The sequence below is a fragment of the Leisingera sp. S232 genome, assembly GCF_049800895.1.
GTDB lineage: Bacteria > Pseudomonadota > Alphaproteobacteria > Rhodobacterales > Rhodobacteraceae > Leisingera.
Window position 1 is genome coordinate 25974 of record NZ_JBNAFX010000030.1, and the last position, 18408, is coordinate 44381.

Consider the following 18408-nt stretch of genomic DNA (forward strand, 5'->3'; position numbering starts at 1 on the left):
AGCGGAAACGCCGCCCGGAACCGTTTTCCGGCTCGGGCGGCGTCATGGGAAAACTCGAGAGCTTATGTAAGCGGCATTGGCGCCGCTCACAAGCGCTTACTCTGCGGCGGCTGCGTTTGCCGCGGTCAGAGAGCCGCCAGCCTTGGCTACGGCCTCAACAGCGGCCTTGGAGGCGCCGGTGACCGCGATGGTTGCCTTGGCAGTGATTTCGCCTTTGGCCAGGACGCGGATGCCGTCCAGCTTGCGACGTACCAGGCCGGATGCAATCAGCGAATCTTCGGTGATGCTGCCTGCGTCCAGTTTGCCTGCGTCGATGAATTTCTGGATCAGGCCCAGGTTCACAACGGCGTATGCCTTGCGGTTCGGCTTGTTGAAGCCGCGCTTGGGCAGACGTTGGTACAAAGGCATCTGACCGCCTTCGTAGCCATTGATCGAAACACCCGAGCGGGATTTCTGACCTTTGATACCACGGCCACCCATTTTGCCTTTGCCGGAACCGGGGCCACGGGCCACACGGGTACGTTTCTTGGCGGCGCCAGGATTGTCGCTGAGTTCGTGAAGTTTCATGTCGCTTCTCCTTGCCGGATGTGGCCCCCGAAGCGAGACGGGCCAACCGCGGCTTTTCTTGATTGGTGATTCCATGGCGCAGAACGCCACCGGGGGGCGTATAGACGGGTTGAGGAATAGGATCAAGGCTAGGCTTTCACTGATGCTCTTAGCACAAAGAACTCAGGACGCATTACTCGTTATTGATTTCCTTGCCTTCAGCCCGAAGTTCTTCAATCGCTTGATCCAACAAAGCGTGAAAGTGTTCCACAATAGACGTAGTGGCGACCAGTTGTTCGCCTACAGTCAAGTTTTGCCTATGGAGCAGTGCAATCACCTCATCCCATTTGTTAAGGGCCGCAAAGGAAGAACTGGCAGAAATGCTCGCATTGCAGTCAACTACTGTTTGCTTAACAACGGCAATGTCTTGATCAAGTTTGTCGAAATACCTCTCACAACTGTGCAAAGCTTCCACATCATTCGGCATATGTACCATAAGAGTTTTGGTAAGTTTAACACGCTCTAACTTTTGAAAGCTGTCCAATCGAAGAAGTTTTGCCTCGACTTCAGCGTTCAGCCGGAATGCTTCGGAACGGCGGTCACTAACCTTCTCTGATCGCCTGGCACCTAGTCCGAGGGCTGTCAGCAGGGCGGAAAGAACGTCCATATGAATACCAAAGTTGAGATCTTTCTATCAAAAGAACTATGCATTTTTGTGGCAGAAAACTCCAGTGGGCTTAACCATTGAACCTTCCTGCCCCGCCAAGGCCCCTGCCCTGCCGGTTGCACATCTTGCCGCCTGTTACTCTGTGTCCGTTCCGCTGCTGGCCGTCCGTTAAAGGGTGGCGGCGCCGCCGGGGTGGAGATGGGATGGGGGTGACCCCATGCGAATACGCGTATCGCGCGCTCCGGGTGCCAGACCGGAGCCCTGTTCCAGGTGCCGGGGGTGTCAGGCCCGGCGGGTGATCATGACCGGGGATGATATTGCCAGAGGTGGGTTAAGGCGCCGTAGGCGGTGCGTACGGTGGAGGCGCAACGGTCTGACGACCCCGGTTTTGAAGATCAAGTAGGGCAGTGCACAGCCTGTCAGCCGGGCGGTGTTTTCTTGCTCAGGAAACAAAAAGCGCCCCCGCCGGATGGCAGGGGCGCTTTCGGGCCGGGCTTTCGAAGAGGGAGGAGGATCCGTCAGCCGGCCGGAGAAATTACTTGCCGTAGACGTGCTCGCGGGCGACGCCGGGGATGGCGCAGCGGCTGAGCCCGATGTCGGCCAGATCGCGGGCCGAGAGCGCGCGCAGGGCGTATACGGTTGCCCTGTATTCGCGCCGCAGCTGCCAGTTCCGGTAGAGGCCGGAGGCCATGCTCAGGAAACGGGTGACGAGACCAGCCGATGCTGGTGTGGAAAGAGTTGAATATGCCATTGTTCTTGTTCCTTCGCTGCGCTGCCAGACTGTGCCTCTGGCGCGCCGCTTGATGTGTTCGTCTGAAGTGAACCGGAGATAAGGATGGCGGCGCAGCTGTACAACGGATGCTACGGTCTGGCGGCTATGCAGCGGGCGCATAACACAACTGCGTGAGAGATCCTGCCCTGCGCCAAGAGAAAACGCCCCTGCCCGGCAGGGGCAGAGGCGCTTTGGCCCGGGCAACAAGAGGAGGAGGAGAGGAGCGCCCGGGAGAAAAGGAATTCTTAGCCGTAGACGTGCCGGCGCGCGATGTCACCAATGTCGCAGCGGCGGACGCCGATGTCATACAGCTCGTGATCGGTCAGCGCGTCCAGTTCTTTGAACGTCTGCTGGAAGTCGCGGGCCTTCATCCAGGAGACGACAACACCGGCAAAGGCTGCGTGGATGCGGGCGGTCAGGGAAACGCCGGCCGGAGCGGAAATAACATGTGCCATCATTAAGATCCTTGTACTGGCGGGCCGGGCCTATTCCCGGCTGTCCGTGTTTGGTCTGTTGTTGTGGCATCGAAATAGGCTCGGCGCCTGAGTCGTACAACTGACGGTTCGGACTGCCCGCTATGCAAGCCATGCAAGGGGCCTTGCCAGAAGGTTAACCGCCCTGCCGCAGAACCCGCCCCTTGTTCCGGCAGGATTGTCAAAACGAAAAACGCCCCCGGTTTCCCGGAGGCGCTTTCCAAAGTCTGCATCAAAAGAGGCTTAGTCGCGCTCTTCGATGATCTGAACCATATGCGGGATCGAGTTGACCATGCCGCGGACCGAAGGAGTATCCTCCAGCTCACGGGTCTTGTGCATCTTGTTCAGGCCCAGGCCGACCAGGGTCGCGCGCTGTTTGGCGGGGCGGCGGATCGGAGAACCGATCTGCTTGACGACAATAGTTTTTGCCATGTGTCTCTACTCCTTACGCTTCAGCTTCGGCAGCTGCCGGTGCTTCGTCCCGCTTGGGCAGGATGTCAGCAACCTTTTTGCCGCGACGCTGAGCCACAGACCGCGGGCTCTGCTCTTTGGACAGGCCGTTGATGGTGGCGCGGATCATGTTGTAGGGGTTCTGCGAACCGATCGACTTCGAAACAACATCTTTGACGCCGAGCATTTCGAAGACAGCACGCATCGGACCACCTGCGATGATACCGGTACCTTCAGGCGCGGTCCGCATCACCACCTTGCCGGCGCCGTGGCGGCCGGACATGTCGTGGTGCAGGGTGCGGCCTTCTTTCAGCGGCACGCGGATCATCTGGCGCTTGGCCTGCTCGGTCGCCTTGCGGATCGCCTCGGGCACTTCTTTCGCCTTGCCCTTGCCAAAGCCGACGCGGCCTTTCTGGTCGCCAACGACAACCAGAGCTGCAAAGCCAAAGCGCTTGCCGCCTTTTACGGTTTTGGACACGCGGTTGATCGCGACCAAGCGATCTGCGAATTCCGGTGTCTCTTCACGGTCGCGGCGCGGGCCGCGGCGGTTTTCACGTTCTGCCATCAGGCATTCCTTTCATAGGGCGCAGTCCGGTAAGACGGGGGCGCCTGTTCTGTCAATCCTTGGTGAGAACCGGCCCGAAGGCCGGTCTCCCGGATCATCGGGGCAGCCCCAAAAGGCTGCCCGCATGGGATTTAGATCTTCAGGCCGCCTTCACGCGCAGCGTCGGCCAGAGCCTTCACCTTGCCGTGGAACAGGAAGCCGCCGCGGTCGAAGTAGGCTTCGCTCACGCCAGCCGCTTTTGCGCGCTCGGCGATCACTGCACCCACTTTGGTTGCCGCTTCGATGTTGTTCTTGCCGACAACACCGAGATCTTTTTCCAGGGTCGACGCCGCTGCCAGAGTCACGCCGCGCAGATCGTCGATCAGTTGAACAGAGATGTTCTTGTTCGAACGGTGCACGGACAGACGCGGACGGCCTGCGTTCACTTTGCGAAGCTTGTTCCGGACGCGCAGCCGGCGCTTCAGAAACAGGGTACGTTTGCTGTTTGCCATTTTGCTGGTCCTTACTTCTTCTTGCCTTCCTTGCGGAAGATAAACTCGCCCTTGTAGCGGATGCCTTTGCCTTTGTAGGGCTCGGGACGGCGCCAGTCGCGGATTTTCGCCGCCACTTCGCCCACCTGCTGCTGGTCGATACCTTCCACAACGATTTCGGTCTGCTTCGGCGCGGTGATGGTGACACCTTCCGGAGCGATGAAATCAACGTCGTGGCTGTAACCCAGGTTCAGCTTCAGGGTGTTGCCCTGCATCTGAGCCCGGTAACCCACACCCTGGATTTCAAGCTCTTTCTTGAAGCCCTGGGTCACGCCGGTCACGAGGTTTGCCACCTGAGTGCGGGACATGCCCCACTGCTGACGGGCACGCTTGGACTTGCCGCGCGGCTCGATGGTGACAACGTTGTCGTTCACGGTCAGAGTGACGTCGTCGGTTGCGGTGAAGGTGCGGGCGCCTTTCGGGCCTTTCACTTCGATGGTCTGGCCGGACACGGCAGCGGACACGCCGCTGGGCAGTTCGACCGGTTTTTTACCAATACGGGACATCTGCGAGGCCTCCTTAGAAGACGGTGCAGAGCACTTCGCCGCCAACGTTGGCTGCGCGTGCGCTTGCGTCCGACATCACACCCTTGGGGGTGGAGACAATCGACACGCCCAGGCCCTGACGGACCGACGGGATGTCATTGACGCCCATGTAAACGCGGCGGCCGGGCTTGGAAACCCGCTTGAGCTCGCGAATAACAGGTTCGCCGTCGAAGTATTTCAGGCTGATTTCGATGGCCGGGTGACCATTTTCACCAGTCATCTTCTCATAACCGCGGATGTAGCCCTCGTCTGCCAGCACGTCCAGCACCCATGCCCGCAGCTTGGAAGCCGGGGTCATGACGGTGGATTTGCCGCGCATCTGAGAGTTACGGATACGGGTGAGCATATCGCCGATAGGATCGTTCATATCTGTCTCTCCCTTACCAGCTCGATTTCACCAGGCCGGGGATCTGACCAGCAGACCCCAGCTCGCGCAGCGCAATACGGCTGACCTTCAGCTTACGGTAGTAAGCGTGGGGACGGCCGGTGAGCTGGCAGCGGTTGTGAAGACGGGTTGCCGACGAGTTGCGCGGCAGTTTCGCCAGTTTCAGGCGCGCCTTGAAGCGCTCTTCCATCGGGCGGCTTTCGTCTTTCGCGATTTCTTTCAGCTCGGCACGCTTTGCGGCGTATTTTGCCACCAGGCGTTCGCGCTTCTTCTCGCGTTCGATCATGCTTTTCTTAGCCATGTCTCTATCCTTCCCGCGCTCAGCTGTTGAAGGGCATGTTGAAAGCTTTCAACAGCGCCTTTGCTTCCGCGTCGGTTTTCGCGGTGGTGGCGATCACGATGTCCATGCCCCAGGCTTCGTCGATTTTATCAAAATCGATTTCCGGGAACACGATGTGCTCTTTCAGACCCATGGCATAGTTGCCGCGGCCGTCGAAAGAGGTGCCCGAAACGCCGCGGAAGTCGCGGATACGGGGCATCGCAATGGTGGTCAGACGATCCAGGAATTCGTACATCCGGTCGCCGCGCAGGGTCACCTTGGCGCCCATCGGCATGCCTTCGCGAACGCGGAAGCCGGCGATGGAGTTCTTGGCCACGGTGGTCAGAGCCTTCTGGCCCGCGATTGCGGTCAGGTCAGCCTGTGCGGATTTGGCTTTCTTGCTGTCTTTGACAGCAGCGCGGCCACAGCCGATGTTCAGAACGATTTTCTCCAGCTTGGGGAGCATCATGTCGTTCTTATAGCCGAATTCCTCTTTCAGAGCGCCACGGATGGTCTCTTTGTAGAGGGTCTTCAGGCGCGGGGTGTAGGTTGCTGCGTCAGCCATCAGACAGTCTCCCCGGTGGTTTTCGCAAAGCGGACCTTCTTGCCGTCTTCCTCGCGGAAGCCGACGCGGGTTGCTTTGCCGTTGGAGTCCAGCAGTGCCAGGTTCGACATGTCGATCGGCAGCGCTTTGGGCAGACGGCCGCCCTGTTCGTTTTGCGACTGGCGGGTGTGGCGGATCGCCATGTTCACGCCGTCGACGATGGCCTTGCCGGCTTTCGGGTCAACAGAGGCGATGGTGCCTTCTTTGCCCTTGTCACGGCCTGACAGCACGATGACCTTATCGCCTTTGCGGAGTTTAGCAGCCATTGTTACAGCACCTCCGGAGCAAGCGAGATGATCTTCATGAAGTTTTTCGCGCGCAGTTCACGAACAACCGGGCCAAAGATACGGGTACCAACCGGCTCGTTGTTGTTGTTCAGGATAACGGCTGCGTTCCGGTCAAAACGGATTGCAGTGCCGTCTTCGCGGCGGACTTCTTTGGCGGTGCGTACGACAACGGCCTTGCGGACGTCGCCTTTTTTCACGCGGCCGCGCGGGATGGCTTCCTTGACCGAGACGACGATGATGTCGCCTACGGATGCGTATTTACGCTTGGAGCCACCCAGAACCTTGATGCACTGAACTCGGCGAGCGCCGGAGTTGTCAGCAACATCCAGATTTGTTTGCATCTGGATCATGTGGTTTCTCCCGACCTATGGGGCGCCGATGCGTGGCGTGATCCCCCAGGGTTTCGACTTTGCTTTTCAGCCCAGTCGCCAGGAGTCTCGAATGAGACTCTTAGGCTTCCAGAACTTCCCAGCGTTTCGTTTTCGATTTCGGCGCGCATTCGATGATGCGTACAGAGTCGCCGATCTTGAAAGCGTTCTTTTCATCGTGAGCCCGGTATTTCTTGGACTTACGGATGGTTTTCTTCAGAACCGGATGCGTAAAGCGGCGCTCAACGGAAACGGTGACGGTCTGTGCGTTTGCGTCGGAGGTCACGACGCCAGACAGGATACGTTTGGGCATTCGAGTAGCTCCTTATTCAGCTGCAGCTGCAGCTTTTTCGTTCAGGATGGTCTTGACGCGTGCAGCATTGCGGCGGGCCGCCTTGATGCCTGCGGTCGATTCCAGCTGACCGGTTGCCTGCTGAAAACGCAGGTTGAAGCTCTCTTTTTTCAGGGATGCGAGGGCGTCGCGGAGTTCATCCACGGTTTTCTCGCGCAGATCATTGGCGTTCATCGCCTTTGTTCCTTGTCCAAAGCACCAGAAGGCCCCGAGGGTCACCTTGTTACCTGGTGGGTTATGTCAAACCGCACCCAGCGGCACGGCAAAAAAGAATCACCCGACCCTGATCCGAGGCGGATTAGGGACAAGCGATGGGTCCCTATAGAGGAGATGGGACACAGGGGCAAGGGTAAGGTTGCAGGGCGAGGACTGCGCGTTTGCCCCCATGGCGATGGCGGGCAAATGGTGCTAGCCAGCCCGCAATTCACCGCACCACAAGGAACAAGGCAATGATCCAGCCGACCGCATTTTTCAAAGACAACCTGCAGCTTCTGCCACCGATCGAGGGGCTGGCCGGCATTGAACTTCTGGATGGCTCCCAGACTGTTGTGGCCCATATCGACAACATTCCCGGCAAACAGGGGTCGCTGGCGGTGTATCAGTATCTGGCACAGACCTTTGATGCGCTGACTGCAGAGGCCGCTTCCCACGGCATCGCCGTTTTTGCGGAACACACAGAAGACGCCAGAAACCGCCCTGGCGCACATCCAAACATCGACCTGCTGCTGGGCATTATCGACGGCGGCGCACCTTTGACGATCCAACTGATAATGAACTGACCCCGCGCGGCAGATCCGGCTCTGCAACGGGATCTGCCGCCTTAGCCATGGTGCCTGCCCTGTTCACCCTGCTTCCCACCTTGATCCACTACGGTTTTCATTTCCTCGCCCCTTTCGCCCTGGCGCGCCTTTTCTTTGGACGCAAGCGCTGGCTGATGGCCGCCGGGCTGATGATCCTGGCGAATGCGATTGACGCCGACCACCTGCTGGCGACGCCGGTCTTCGACCCGAACCGCTGCAGCCTCGGCTTTCACCCGTTGCACTCAGGGCTGGCTGCTGCTGCCTACACTGCAGCGCTGCTGGTACCGAACTGGAAAATCCGCGCGTTGGCGCTGGGTGCCCTGTGGCATCTGGCAACCGACGGGCTGGACTGCATCATACAGGGGACGTGGTAAGGGGAGACCAGGCTTTCAGGGCTCCGCCCGTTCGGCCCTCAATCGCTCCCCCGGAGCGATTGCCGCTTTGCGGACCGGGCCTCACTCCCACCGGTAATTGAAGCTCACCGAAATCCGCTCTTCCTCTGCCATGTTCAGCGGCACCTCGTGGCGGATGAAGCTTTCCCACAGCAGCACATCGCCCACAGCAGGCGACTGATAGACAAAGGTCTTCAGCTCCTGCCGACAGTCCTTCACCCGTGGCGGGTGCGCCATCATCATCGCATGGCGCGGGTCTTCCAGTTTCAACGCCGAGGCCCCCTCGGGCATCGACACATAGGTTGTGCCAGAGATCACCGAATGCGGGTGGATGTGGCTGGCGTGGGTGCCGCCCTCGGGCAGGATATTGATCCACAGATCCTCCAGCACCAGCTTGCGGCCATCCAGATCCAGCTCCAGATCCCGGGCAAAGCCTGCCACATGCAGATCCAGCGATTTCACCAGATCCGCAAAGATGGGGAACCGCCAGGGCAGATCCGTCAGCGACGCATAGGAGGTATAGCCAGGATAGCCGTTCTCCTCGCACCAGTCCTGGCCCGCGTCGTCGTCACCGGCGATCACAAGGCAGGAGTTTTCCAGTTCCTGCGCGTCAACAGAAGGTCCGTGTTCGGACAGTTGCGCGCGGTAGAGGCGGGTCACGAAGAGCGAGTCAATCTGGGCCATGCGGCCCTGATACTCCAGCTGCCCCGCCTTGGCGAGACAGTTCCTCCCGGCAGACCCTGCTTCTTTCTGGTTGCAAATCCCCCGGGGGAGCCGCCAGCGGCGGCGGGGGCAGAGCCCCCGGGCTTCCTGCAACAAAAACCCCCCGCTGATTGCTCAGCGAGGGGTTTGATTTTCAGGACCGGATGCGCCCCTGCCGCATTTGCAAAAGCAACTGCAGCTGGCCTGCACACGGCGGCAAAGCCGCCGCTTACCAGTCTTCGCGGACCACGACGCGGGTCTTGACCGGCAGCTTCATCGCAGCAAGGCGCAGAGCCTCGCGGGCGATTTCATCGCTGACGCCATCGATCTCGAACATCACGCGGCCGGGCTTCACTTTGCAGGCCCAGTAATCCACGGAACCCTTACCTTTACCCATACGAACTTCGACGGGCTTGGAGGTAACAGGGGTATCCGGGAAGATGCGGATCCAGACACGACCCTGACGCTTCATGTGGCGGGTCATGGCACGACGGGCAGCCTCGATCTGGCGTGCAGTCACACGCTCAGGGGTGGTTGCCTTCAGGCCATAGGTGCCGAAGTTCAGGTCCGAGCCGCCTTTTGCCAGGCCGTGAATCCGGCCCTTGTGCATTTTGCGGAATTTAGTGCGCTTTGGCTGAAGCATCTCAAATCCTCCTTAGCGACGACCGCCACCAGCACCACGAGGTGCAGGGCCGTCCTGGATTTCCTGTGCTTTACGGTCACGCGCCGCAGGATCGTGTTCCATGATCTCGCCTTTGAAGATCCAGGTTTTGATCCCGATGATGCCATAGGCAGTCTTGGCTTCGACGTGTGCGTAATCGATGTCGGCACGCAGGGTGTGCAGCGGCACGCGGCCCTCACGGTACCATTCGGTACGTGCGATTTCCGCACCGCCGAGACGGCCCGCAACGTTCACGCGGATACCCAGGGCACCCATGCGCATGGCGTTCTGCACGGCGCGCTTCATGGCACGGCGGAAGGAGACGCGGCGCTCCAGCTGCTGTGCGATGGACTCGCCGACCAGAGCAGCGTCGAGTTCCGGCTTGCGGACTTCAACGATGTTCAGGTGCAGTTCGCTGTCGGTGATGTTCGCCAGCTTCTTGCGCAGGGTTTCGATGTCTGCGCCTTTCTTGCCGATGATCACGCCCGGACGCGCAGTGTGAATGGTCACACGGCACTTCTTGTGAGGGCGCTCGATGATCACACGGGCGATACCAGCCTGCTTGCACTCATCCTTGATGAAATCACGGATCTTGATGTCTTCCAGCAGAAGATCACCGAAATCCTTGGTGTCGGCGTACCAACGGCTGTCCCAGGTGCGGTTCACCTGCAGGCGCATGCCGATCGGATTAACTTTGTTACCCATTAGGCTTGCTCCTCAACTTGACGCACCTTGATGGTGATCTCCGCGAACGGCTTCAGGATTTTGCCGAACCGGCCACGGGCACGCGGACGGCCGCGTTTCATGGTCAGGTTCTTGCCAACCCATGCCTCGGCGACGATCAGTTCATCGACGTCCAGGTTGTGGTTGTTCTCAGCATTCGCGATGGCGGACTGAAGGCATTTCTTCACGTCCTGCGCGATCCGCTTGTTGGAGAAAGTCAGGTCGGTCAAAGCCTTCTCAACTTTCTTGCCACGGATCATCTGAGCCACCAGGTTCAGTTTCTGCGGGGAGGTACGGAGCATGCGCAGTTTTGCCATTGCTTCGTTGTCTGCCACGCGGCGGGGATTCTTTTCCTTACCCATGACTTACTTCCGCTTCGCTTTTTTGTCTGCGGCGTGGCCATAATAGGTGCGGGTCGGCGAGTATTCACCGAACTTCTGACCGATCATGTCTTCCGAGACGTTGACTGGGATGTGCTTTTTGCCGTTGTAGACACCAAAGGTCAGACCGACAAACTGCGGCAGGATGGTGGAACGGCGCGACCAGATCTTGATCACTTCATTGCGGCCCGATTCACGCGCTGCTTCGGCCTTTTTCAGGACATAAGCATCAACGAAGGGGCCTTTCCATACGGAACGTGCCATGGATTAGCGGCCTTTCTTCTTGGCGTGACGCGAGCGGACGATAAGCTTCTGCGACGCCTTGTTCTTGTTGCGGGTCCGTTTGCCTTTGGTCGGTTTGCCCCAGGGGGTAACCGGATGGCGGCCACCGGAGGTCCGGCCTTCACCACCACCGTGCGGGTGGTCGATCGGGTTCATGACGACACCACGCACAGAAGGACGCTTGCCCTTGTGGCGCATACGGCCGGCTTTACCAAAGTTCTGATTCGAGTTGTCGGGGTTCGACACGGCACCAACGGTGGCCATGCATTCCTGACGCACCAGGCGCAGTTCACCCGAGGACAGGCGGATCTGAGCGTAACCGCCGTCACGGCCAACGAATTGAGCGTAAGTACCGGCTGCACGGGCGATCTGGCCGCCTTTGCCGGGCTTCATTTCGATGTTGTGAACGATGGTACCGATCGGCATGCCCGAGAACGGCATTGCGTTGCCCGGCTTGATGTCTGCCTTTGCGGAGGCGATGACCTGATCGCCGACTGCCAGACGCTGCGGAGCCAGGATATAGGCCTGCTCGCCGTCGTCATACTTCACCAGAGCGATGAAGGCAGTACGGTTGGGGTCATATTCAATGCGCTCGACGGTTGCGGCGACATCAAATTTATTCCGTTTGAAGTCAACAATCCGGTAGAGACGCTTTGCGCCGCCGCCGCGGCGGCGGGAAGTAATCCGTCCGGTGTTGTTCCGGCCGCCCGATTTGGTCAGACCCTCAGTGAGAGACTTGACCGGACGCCCTTTCCAAAGCTCCGAACGGTCGATCAGAACCAGCCCACGCTGGCCCGGCGTCGTCGGCTTATACGACTTAAGTGCCATGCTTTCTGTCTTCCGTTTAGCGTGCCAGGCCTTAGGTTCTTGTCTTTGGCCCAGCTATGTTAAAAGCCCCCTGCCCGTTTGTTTCCATAGGAAACGCCCTACTAAGGTGGCCGTGTTGTAGGGCCCCGAAGGTCCCCGAGTTCGTGTATCCTGACAAACGTAACAACCCCGGAAACGAATCCGGGGTCTTCAGGATGGATGGCGTTTAGCAGAGTCGCCGGAAGGTGGCAATGACTGAGTTCAGCCCCTTTGCGGCTGGTTCCGCCAGACCTTCCCCCGGCTCCTGCGGGCATCTGCCTGCGTAAGCACAGCCAAGCCCGGAACCTGTGAACAGTGCAGCCGCAGAGCCTCCCGCGCGCCGCGCCGGTGGCCTGCCGTCAGTTCGCCCCCTGGGCCGCCTCGTTCGGGCGGTAGTAGTCGCGGTACCAGTCTACAAAGGCGGCAACCCCGGTTTCCACATCCGTCTTCGGAGCATAGCCAGTAAGGGATTTCAGCAGGCTGGCATCCGCCCATGTGGCAGGCACATCCCCTGCCTGCATCGGCATCATGTTACGCACCGCCGGAAGACCGGTGGCTTTCTCGATGGCGGCAATGAAGTCCGTAAGCTGAACAGAATCCGAATTGCCGATATTGACCACCCGGTGCGGCGCCACCGGTGACAGGCTGTCCCCTTCGGGCACCTGGCCATCGGCCGGCCGCTCCGGCACCGCATCCAGCAGAAGGCGGATCGCCTCGACCAGATCGGCGACATAGGTAAAGTCGCGTTTCATGTCGCCGTGATTGTAGACGTCGATCGGCTTGCCTTCGAGGATCGCCTTAGTGAATTTGAACAGCGCCATGTCCGGCCGGCCCCAAGGTCCATAGACGGTGAAGAAGCGGAACATCGTGACCGGCAGATCAAACAGATGCGCGTAGGAATGCGCCATGTTTTCAGTGGCCTTCTTGGTCGCCGCATAAAAGGACATCTGGTGGTCAGCCCGCTGGTCCTCCCGGTACGGCATCCGGGTGTTGGCACCATAGGCCGAGGACGTCGACGCCAGCAGCATGTGTTTGGGCGGATACGCCCGAGCCGCTTCCAGAACCTCAAAAGACCCAACCAGATTGCTTTCAAGATAGGACCGCGGGTTTTCGATCGAGTAGCGCACCCCGGCCTGAGCCGCCAGGTGAACCACATAGTCGAAACGATGTGCCTTAAAGAGCTCCATGACAAGGCCGGGTTCTTCGACCTTGCCGGTGACAGGGGTGAAATTCTCCCCACCAGGCGCCGCTGCCAACATGGCGTGGCGGGCGTCTTTCAAGGAGACGTCGTAATAATCCGTCAGGGCATCCAGCCCCACGACGCGGTATCCATGCGCCAGCAGCAATTTGCTGAGATGATACCCTATAAAGCCAGCCGAGCCGGTGATCAGAACGGTTTGCACGTTGGTTTTCCCTATCCTTAAGCCCGGGCTGGTTCGACCGGTTTCAATTACCGCCAAAGAGATCGCGGGTGAAGACCTTGTCTTCGACGTCCCGGATCTCGTCGGTCAGGCGGTTGGCCACGATCAGATCGCAGTTATCCTTAAAATACTGCAGGTCCCGCACCACACGGGAGCGGAAGAAGTCCTCTTGATCCAGCACCGGTTCATAGACGATGACTTCAACCCCTTTGGCCTTCAGCCGTTTCATGATGCCCTGAATGGACGACTGGCGGAAATTGTCGCTGCCCGCCTTCATCACCAGCCGGAAGATGCCGACGACCCGGGCGCCGGTCATCAGGATCTGATCGGACAGGAAATCCTTGCGGGTACGGTTGGCATCGACAATGGCGCCGATCAGATTCTGCGGCACATGGTTATAGTTGGCCAGGAGCTGCTTGGTGTCCTTGGGCAGGCAATAGCCGCCATAACCGAAGGACGGATTATTGTAATGGCTGCCGATGCGCGGATCCAGGCTGATGCCTTCGATGATCTGGCGCGTATCCATGCCGCCGGCCATCGCATAGCTGTCCAACTCATTGAAGAACGCCACCCGCATGGCAAGATATGTATTGGCAAACAGTTTTACGGCCTCTGCCTCATCTGGATCAGTGAAAAGAACCTCGACGTCCTGGTCCGCCGCGCCCTCCAGCAACAATTCCGCAAAAACCCGCGCACGCTCCGAACGTTCACCGACGATGATTCGGCTGGGATGCAGATTATCATACAGCGCCTGGCCTTCGCGCAGGAATTCAGGAGAGAAAATCACCTGATCGGTTCCCAGGTCGCGGCGGATCTCCCTGACAAAGCCAACGGGGATCGTCGATTTGATAACGATGGTGGCCTGCGGGTTCATATCAATGACCTGCCGGATCACCGCCTCGACGCTGGAGGTGTCAAAATTGTTGTGCCTGGGATCATAATTGGTCGGGGTGGCCACAATCACATATTCCGCATCCCCATAAGCCGCGGCTGGATCCGTTGTGGCCTGCAAGTCCAGCACGCGGTTGGCCAGGAAATCCTCTAGGTCAGCATCGGCAACCGGGGACTGACGGCTGTTCACCATCTGCACCCGCGTTTCAGATATGTCGATGGCCACAACCGAATGCTTCTGTGCCAGAAGCACCGCGTTCGACATCCCGACATAACCCAATCCTGCAACCGCGATTTTCATACAGTCATCCCCCGACATAGGTATCCCCTACCCGACCCTAGGCCGCCGCAGATCATGACACCGGTGTTTGTAATATGCTCATTTGTCATTTTCACAGTTATTGCGCAGCCATACCCCGATAAAAAGCACCCATTTCATGATTGGACATTTCCACGGGTAGCGCCGCTGTTTCGCGGCCATAGTTTCATAATGGATCCGCGTAATTGGTCCGGCAGATGTATCCGCCGCGGCACATTGCCTTCCCACCTCCCGCGAAGCCGTGATAACCGAGTGGACGCGGCGCTCCAATACAGGTTCGCCCATGAGATCGTCTACAGGCCCCAACGGCCAGGTTGTCGCAATGTGGTCACGCAGAATAGCTCTGAATTGTGAATACTCTTCAGAACGCAAATCGAATGCCAACCGGTCATAGAGGTCTCCGAACTTCTTCTTGGGGCCCTCTGTCGGCTCTCCAACCTGGTCTTGGATCTGGCCCGGAGCATCGCGGATGCGATCTTCGCCGCAATATGCCCACTGGAATCCTGCGCTAAAGACGAGCCAGGCATCTTAAGGTGGGAATTTTCTCCATTTCGGCCACTTTTGGGTCCAAAGGGTCCAAAGGGTTCTTTACTCGAAGCCTTGAATCAAAGCGGGACCGTTCCAGACGCTCTCCAAATGATCGACAGCACTGTCATTCGCGCGCATCATCACGAAGCGGGCGCAAAAGGGGGACTCCGAGACAGGGTTTTGGCCATTCAAGAGCGTCCGATGGGAAAACAGTCCACTGGACTGTTTTCTGGACCATCTCCGACTTCACGACCAAGATCCACCTCCGCGTCAACGCGCATGGTCTCCCCATGAGAACAGATATCACGCCAGGGCAAATTTCGGACTACCTAGGGTTTGACTTGGTGATGGATGACAATCTGCCCGAGCCTTGCGTGCTGCTGGCAGATCGAGGCTATGATGCTGATCGAATTCGGAAAACCATGAATGAACGTGATATCCTGACCCAAATTCCGATGCGAAAGACCCGCAAGATGCGCGCCGGTGTGGATCACGGGCTGTATCGATTGAGAAACTTGGTAGAACGGTGTTTTAATAAGCTCAAGAACGCCCGCCGCGTTGCTACTCGATACGACAAAACCGCAGAAAGCTACCTCGGGTTCATCGACATAACATCCATCCGGTTCCGGGTGCGCCATTTGTCAGCATGACCTAGGCGCGTCGCACTGCTAGCCCGGAATAGCGTCGCGACGCGCCCTGGGCCTGCGGCCGTTCAGGGCTCCGCCTGTTCGCCCCTGAAATGATCCCTCGGATCACTTCCGAGACGGGCCTCAGTTCGGGCGGGCTGGCGCAGTGGTGAGGCAAAGCACTCCACCGGAGAAGTTCTACGGACTTGGCCGGGATAAATTGCCCAGAAAACCCGTTGAGGCGCCATCTCATGGGCTGCCGCAAACCCGTTCGAGGCGGGAGCGGGCTTAGGCCTCCTTCGGAACCGGCAGTTTGGCGACGTCTTTCAGCAGGCGGATCGCCTCTTTCATTTCCAGCCGCAGGGTTTTGACCACCTTTTTCAGCATCCCCTTCACCTTCTTCACGCCGCCCAGGATCGTGGTCAGTTCCTTGATCCAGCCAAAGACGATTTGCAGCACCGAGGCAAAGCGGTTCAGGATCATAAGCGCGGTGTCGAGCACGCCGATCTGCTCCCAGATCTCCTGCACCCAGCCCCAGATCTGGCGGAACATCTCGACGTATTTGCGGACCACGGTTTTCAGCACTTTGACCAGCCGGGCGCGGTCGGTGGTCTTGCGGATGGTATCAAGGATGCGCTGGCCCAGTTTGATCATGGCCTTCAGCATCTGCTCCACCCGGTCCAGCAGGCTGAGCACCGTCTGCCCGGCAGAGGTGACTTGTGCGACGGCTTTCTTGCCCACGGTTTTGGCGATGGACTTGGCCGCCGAGAGCATTTTCTTCATGAATTTGCGCAGCGGCATCAGCAGCGAGCGGACGCGCTTCCAGACTTTCTTGAGGTAGAAGATCATCCGGGTGTGCAGTTTTTCGATACCTCTTTCGACAAACTCCACCGGGTCGTTGGATGGTGCCATGGCGCTGCCCCCCTTATCACGTGTCACAAAATACCTATGTGACAGCCTGCGCGGCGCGGGCGCATGGATCAAGGAAAACCGTGGTTTGCGAGGCAGAGGTCAGTAGTGCGGTGGCCGTTCGTCGGCAAAAACCACGCCGCCGGTGCCTTCCTGCTCGCGGGTGGCTTCGCGCTGCATCAGCATGGCGACGCGGCGGGTCAGCACGTCGATCTCCTGCTGCTGGCGGGCGATCACGTCGCTCATTTCCTCCACGCTGCGGGTCAGATGGGCGATTTGCTCTTCCAGATGCTGCATGGGTCAGGCCTTTGTTTGCGGATGCGCTTAGATAGGCGTGTTGGCGGTCGAGGTCCATGGGTTTCGCTTGGAAATGAGGGCTGGGACTGCCTGGGCTGGTGCGCATGCGCCTGCCGGGGGCAGGCAGGCGTGGCCCGGCTTTTCGGCCGGGTGAAACTTCGGCATTTGTGTCCTGCGGCATTGCCTCTCGCGGCTCTGTCTTGCTGTTGCGGCCTGCTTCCGCTAGACCGCCGAGCAAGTGAAACCGCTACCCGTGAGGAGGCCAAACATGGCCAAAGTGAAGAAACAGCCCCGCCCCAAGGCGCAGACGCCAAAGGGGTTCCGTGACTATTTCGGTGCGGAGGTGACCCAGCGCAGCGAGATGCTGCGGGCCATCGCGGGTGTGTATCATCATTACGGGTTCGAAGCGCTGGAAAGTTCGGCGGTGGAAACCGTCGAGGCGCTGGGCAAGTTTCTGCCCGATGTGGACCGCCCGAACGAGGGTGTGTTTGCCTGGCAGGAGACCGAGGACGACGGCAGTTCAGGGTCCGGGGGCGACTGGATGGCGCTGCGCTATGACCTGACGGCGCCTTTGGCGCGGGTTTACGCACAGCACCGCAATGATCTGCCGACGCCCTACCGCCGCTATGCGATGGGGCCGGTCTGGCGCAACGAGAAGCCGGGGCCGGGCCGCTTCCGCCAATTCTACCAGTGTGATGCGGATACTGTCGGCACCGCTTCGATGGCGGCGGATGCAGAGATCTGCGCGATGCTGTCCGACACGCTGGAAACCGTCGGCATTCCGCGCGGTGACTATCTGGTGCGGGTGAACAACCGCAAGGTTCTGAATGGTGTCCTGGAGGCCATGGGCCTGGGGGACGGCGACGCCAAGCGTGATGACGTGCTGCGCACCATCGACAAGTTCGACAAGGTGGGCGAGGCCGGCGTGCGCGAGCTGCTGACCAAGGGACGGTTGGATGCATCTGGTGCCTTTATCGACGGGGTTGGCCTGTCGGACGATCAGGCCGCGCCGGTGCTGGCGTTCCTGACGTCCAAGGCGGCAGATGCGGCGGGTACCATTGCCAACCTGCGCGCGGCTGTCGGCGACAGCAAGGTGGGCCAGGACGGCATTGCCGAACTGGAACAGATCGGCGAGCTGCTGGCTGCGGGCGGATACGGCAAGGACCGGATCGAGATCGACCCCTCTGTTGTGCGCGGTCTGGGATATTATACCGGGCCGGTGTTCGAGGCGGAGCTGACCTTTGAAATCCTCGACGAGAAAGGCCGCAAACGGCAGTTCGGATCGGTGTCGGGCGGCGGCCGTTATGACGGGCTGGTCAAGCGCTTTACCGGGCAGGAAGTCCCTGCGGTGGGGGTCTCGGTCGGTGTTGACCGGCTGCTGGCGGCGCTGCATGCCAAGGGTCGGCTGTCGGCGGCGGCAACCGGCCCCGTCGTGGTCACCGTGATGGACCGCGACCGGATGGCAGACTATCAGGCCATGGTTGCGGAGCTGCGCAATGCGGGCATCCGGGCCGAGGTCTATCTGGGCAACCCCAAGAACTTTGGCAACCAGTTGAAATATGCGGATAAGCGGAATTCGCCGGTGGCCGTGATCGAAGGCGGCGACGAGAAGGCCGGTGGCGTGGTGCAGATCAAGGATCTGATCCTGGGCGCCAAGATCGCTGAAAGCGCGACGCTGGAAGAATGGAAGGAACGTCCCAGCCAGTTTGAGGTGCCGCGCACAGAACTGGTCGCCAAGGTGCGTGAAATCCTGGACGGGCAGAGCTGA

At 59.4% G+C, this 18408-nt stretch carries 28 protein-coding genes and 1 pseudogene; 4 read left to right on the forward strand and 25 right to left on the reverse strand.

Translation table 11 applies throughout. The features are described from left to right. Positions 1 to 96: 96 nt before the first annotated feature. The 15 genes from rplO to rpmC all read right to left on the reverse strand — a co-directional run bounded on the left by rplO (position 97) and on the right by rpmC (position 7037). Positions 97 to 567: a 50S ribosomal protein L15 gene (rplO, locus tag ACP151_RS16220; RefSeq protein ID WP_424979944.1), complete on the reverse strand. Its 471-nt coding sequence runs from the start codon at positions 565 to 567 to the stop codon at positions 97 to 99. A gap of 172 nt (positions 568 to 739) precedes the next feature. Continuing rightward, a complete protein-coding gene (locus tag ACP151_RS16225) occupies positions 740 to 1213 on the reverse strand; it encodes a hypothetical protein (RefSeq protein ID WP_424979945.1) in 474 nt (157 codons plus the stop codon). Positions 1214 to 1748: 535 nt separating this feature from the next. Continuing rightward, positions 1749 to 1964: a DUF1127 domain-containing protein gene (locus tag ACP151_RS16230; protein ID WP_424979946.1), complete on the reverse strand. Its 216-nt coding sequence runs from the start codon at positions 1962 to 1964 to the stop codon at positions 1749 to 1751. A gap of 266 nt (positions 1965 to 2230) precedes the next feature. After that, positions 2231 to 2440 (reverse strand): DUF1127 domain-containing protein, encoded by a 210-nt coding sequence (locus ACP151_RS16235; RefSeq protein ID WP_424979947.1) that lies wholly within the window; start codon positions 2438 to 2440, stop codon positions 2231 to 2233. Positions 2441 to 2701: 261 nt separating this feature from the next. Then, the gene (gene rpmD, locus ACP151_RS16240) at positions 2702 to 2890 is read right to left on the reverse strand and encodes a 50S ribosomal protein L30 (protein WP_424979948.1); all 189 of its coding nucleotides are present in this window, start codon (positions 2888 to 2890) and stop codon (positions 2702 to 2704) included. Between the two features lie 13 nt (positions 2891 to 2903). Next, positions 2904 to 3473 carry a 30S ribosomal protein S5 gene (gene rpsE / locus ACP151_RS16245; protein WP_424979949.1) on the reverse strand — a complete coding sequence of 190 codons (570 nt, stop codon included), beginning with the start codon at positions 3471 to 3473 and terminating at the stop codon, positions 2904 to 2906. A 131-nt stretch (positions 3474 to 3604) separates the two neighbouring features. Next, a complete protein-coding gene (gene rplR, locus ACP151_RS16250) occupies positions 3605 to 3964 on the reverse strand; it encodes a 50S ribosomal protein L18 (RefSeq protein WP_424979950.1) in 360 nt (119 codons plus the stop codon). 11 nt (positions 3965 to 3975) lie between these two features. Further along, entirely contained in the window at positions 3976 to 4509 is a 534-nt protein-coding gene (gene rplF, locus ACP151_RS16255) for a 50S ribosomal protein L6 (RefSeq protein ID WP_424979951.1), read from the reverse strand. Between the two features lie 13 nt (positions 4510 to 4522). Continuing rightward, positions 4523 to 4915 (reverse strand): 30S ribosomal protein S8, encoded by a 393-nt coding sequence (gene rpsH / locus ACP151_RS16260; protein WP_424979952.1) that lies wholly within the window; start codon positions 4913 to 4915, stop codon positions 4523 to 4525. Positions 4916 to 4928: 13 nt separating this feature from the next. Continuing rightward, complete coding sequence (gene rpsN, locus ACP151_RS16265; RefSeq protein ID WP_424979953.1) at positions 4929 to 5234, reverse strand: 30S ribosomal protein S14; 306 nt, start codon at positions 5232 to 5234, stop codon at positions 4929 to 4931. Between the two features lie 19 nt (positions 5235 to 5253). Further along, positions 5254 to 5817, reverse strand: a complete 564-nt coding sequence (gene rplE, locus ACP151_RS16270) for a 50S ribosomal protein L5 (RefSeq protein ID WP_424979954.1) — start codon at positions 5815 to 5817, stop codon at positions 5254 to 5256. After that, the gene (gene rplX, locus ACP151_RS16275) at positions 5817 to 6122 is read right to left on the reverse strand and encodes a 50S ribosomal protein L24 (protein WP_424979955.1); all 306 of its coding nucleotides are present in this window, start codon (positions 6120 to 6122) and stop codon (positions 5817 to 5819) included. The genes rplE and rplX overlap by 1 nt, the downstream gene beginning before the upstream one ends. A gap of 2 nt (positions 6123 to 6124) precedes the next feature. Continuing rightward, on the reverse strand, positions 6125 to 6493 hold the full coding sequence (gene rplN / locus ACP151_RS16280) for a 50S ribosomal protein L14 (RefSeq protein ID WP_005621870.1): 369 nt from the start codon (positions 6491 to 6493) through the stop codon (positions 6125 to 6127). 100 nt (positions 6494 to 6593) lie between these two features. Then, positions 6594 to 6824, reverse strand: a complete 231-nt coding sequence (rpsQ, locus tag ACP151_RS16285) for a 30S ribosomal protein S17 (RefSeq protein ID WP_424979956.1) — start codon at positions 6822 to 6824, stop codon at positions 6594 to 6596. Between the two features lie 12 nt (positions 6825 to 6836). Continuing rightward, positions 6837 to 7037 carry a 50S ribosomal protein L29 gene (gene rpmC, locus ACP151_RS16290; RefSeq protein WP_424979957.1) on the reverse strand — a complete coding sequence of 67 codons (201 nt, stop codon included), beginning with the start codon at positions 7035 to 7037 and terminating at the stop codon, positions 6837 to 6839. Positions 7038 to 7312: 275 nt separating this feature from the next. On the opposite strand from rpmC, the gene ACP151_RS16295 reads away from it, so the two are divergent. Together ACP151_RS16295 and ACP151_RS16300 are read left to right on the forward strand one after the other, a co-directional pair. Beyond that, entirely contained in the window at positions 7313 to 7642 is a 330-nt protein-coding gene (locus tag ACP151_RS16295) for a DUF2322 family protein (protein WP_424979958.1), read from the forward strand. A 47-nt stretch (positions 7643 to 7689) separates the two neighbouring features. Then, the gene (locus tag ACP151_RS16300) at positions 7690 to 8037 is read left to right on the forward strand and encodes a DUF6122 family protein (RefSeq protein WP_424979959.1); all 348 of its coding nucleotides are present in this window, start codon (positions 7690 to 7692) and stop codon (positions 8035 to 8037) included. Between the two features lie 81 nt (positions 8038 to 8118). Here the strand turns inward: ACP151_RS16300 and ACP151_RS16305 are convergent, their stop codons facing one another. From ACP151_RS16305 to ACP151_RS16340, 8 genes are all read right to left on the reverse strand, one after another. Then, positions 8119 to 8739 carry a TIGR02466 family protein gene (locus tag ACP151_RS16305; protein WP_424979960.1) on the reverse strand — a complete coding sequence of 207 codons (621 nt, stop codon included), beginning with the start codon at positions 8737 to 8739 and terminating at the stop codon, positions 8119 to 8121. A gap of 247 nt (positions 8740 to 8986) precedes the next feature. After that, positions 8987 to 9400 carry a 50S ribosomal protein L16 gene (gene rplP, locus ACP151_RS16310; RefSeq protein ID WP_424979962.1) on the reverse strand — a complete coding sequence of 138 codons (414 nt, stop codon included), beginning with the start codon at positions 9398 to 9400 and terminating at the stop codon, positions 8987 to 8989. 12 nt (positions 9401 to 9412) lie between these two features. Next, on the reverse strand, positions 9413 to 10123 hold the full coding sequence (gene rpsC / locus ACP151_RS16315) for a 30S ribosomal protein S3 (protein ID WP_424979963.1): 711 nt from the start codon (positions 10121 to 10123) through the stop codon (positions 9413 to 9415). Beyond that, complete coding sequence (gene rplV / locus ACP151_RS16320; RefSeq protein WP_008557868.1) at positions 10123 to 10503, reverse strand: 50S ribosomal protein L22; 381 nt, start codon at positions 10501 to 10503, stop codon at positions 10123 to 10125. The genes rpsC and rplV overlap by 1 nt, the downstream gene beginning before the upstream one ends. A 3-nt stretch (positions 10504 to 10506) precedes the next feature. Beyond that, positions 10507 to 10785, reverse strand: coding sequence for a 30S ribosomal protein S19 (gene rpsS, locus ACP151_RS16325; protein ID WP_024088539.1), 279 nt, complete (start codon positions 10783 to 10785; stop codon positions 10507 to 10509). Positions 10786 to 10788: 3 nt separating this feature from the next. After that, positions 10789 to 11631: a 50S ribosomal protein L2 gene (gene rplB, locus ACP151_RS16330; RefSeq protein WP_424979964.1), complete on the reverse strand. Its 843-nt coding sequence runs from the start codon at positions 11629 to 11631 to the stop codon at positions 10789 to 10791. Positions 11632 to 12008: 377 nt separating this feature from the next. After that, positions 12009 to 13052, reverse strand: coding sequence for an NAD-dependent epimerase/dehydratase family protein (locus tag ACP151_RS16335; protein ID WP_424979965.1), 1044 nt, complete (start codon positions 13050 to 13052; stop codon positions 12009 to 12011). Between the two features lie 43 nt (positions 13053 to 13095). Beyond that, entirely contained in the window at positions 13096 to 14262 is a 1167-nt protein-coding gene (locus tag ACP151_RS16340) for a nucleotide sugar dehydrogenase (protein ID WP_424979966.1), read from the reverse strand. A 606-nt stretch (positions 14263 to 14868) separates the two neighbouring features. On the opposite strand from ACP151_RS16340, the pseudogene ACP151_RS16345 reads away from it, so the two are divergent. Beyond that, positions 14869 to 15458, forward strand: a pseudogene (locus ACP151_RS16345) (IS5 family transposase); the annotation flags it as partial. Positions 15459 to 15722: 264 nt separating this feature from the next. Here ACP151_RS16345 and ACP151_RS16350 read toward each other — a convergent pair. After that, positions 15723 to 16346, reverse strand: a complete 624-nt coding sequence (locus ACP151_RS16350) for a hypothetical protein (protein ID WP_424979967.1) — start codon at positions 16344 to 16346, stop codon at positions 15723 to 15725. Between the two features lie 99 nt (positions 16347 to 16445). After that, positions 16446 to 16640, reverse strand: a complete 195-nt coding sequence (locus ACP151_RS16355) for a SlyX family protein (protein ID WP_366660787.1) — start codon at positions 16638 to 16640, stop codon at positions 16446 to 16448. A 268-nt stretch (positions 16641 to 16908) separates the two neighbouring features. Between ACP151_RS16355 and hisS the strand changes: the two genes are divergently transcribed. Next, complete coding sequence (gene hisS / locus ACP151_RS16360; protein ID WP_424979968.1) at positions 16909 to 18408, forward strand: histidine--tRNA ligase; 1500 nt, start codon at positions 16909 to 16911, stop codon at positions 18406 to 18408.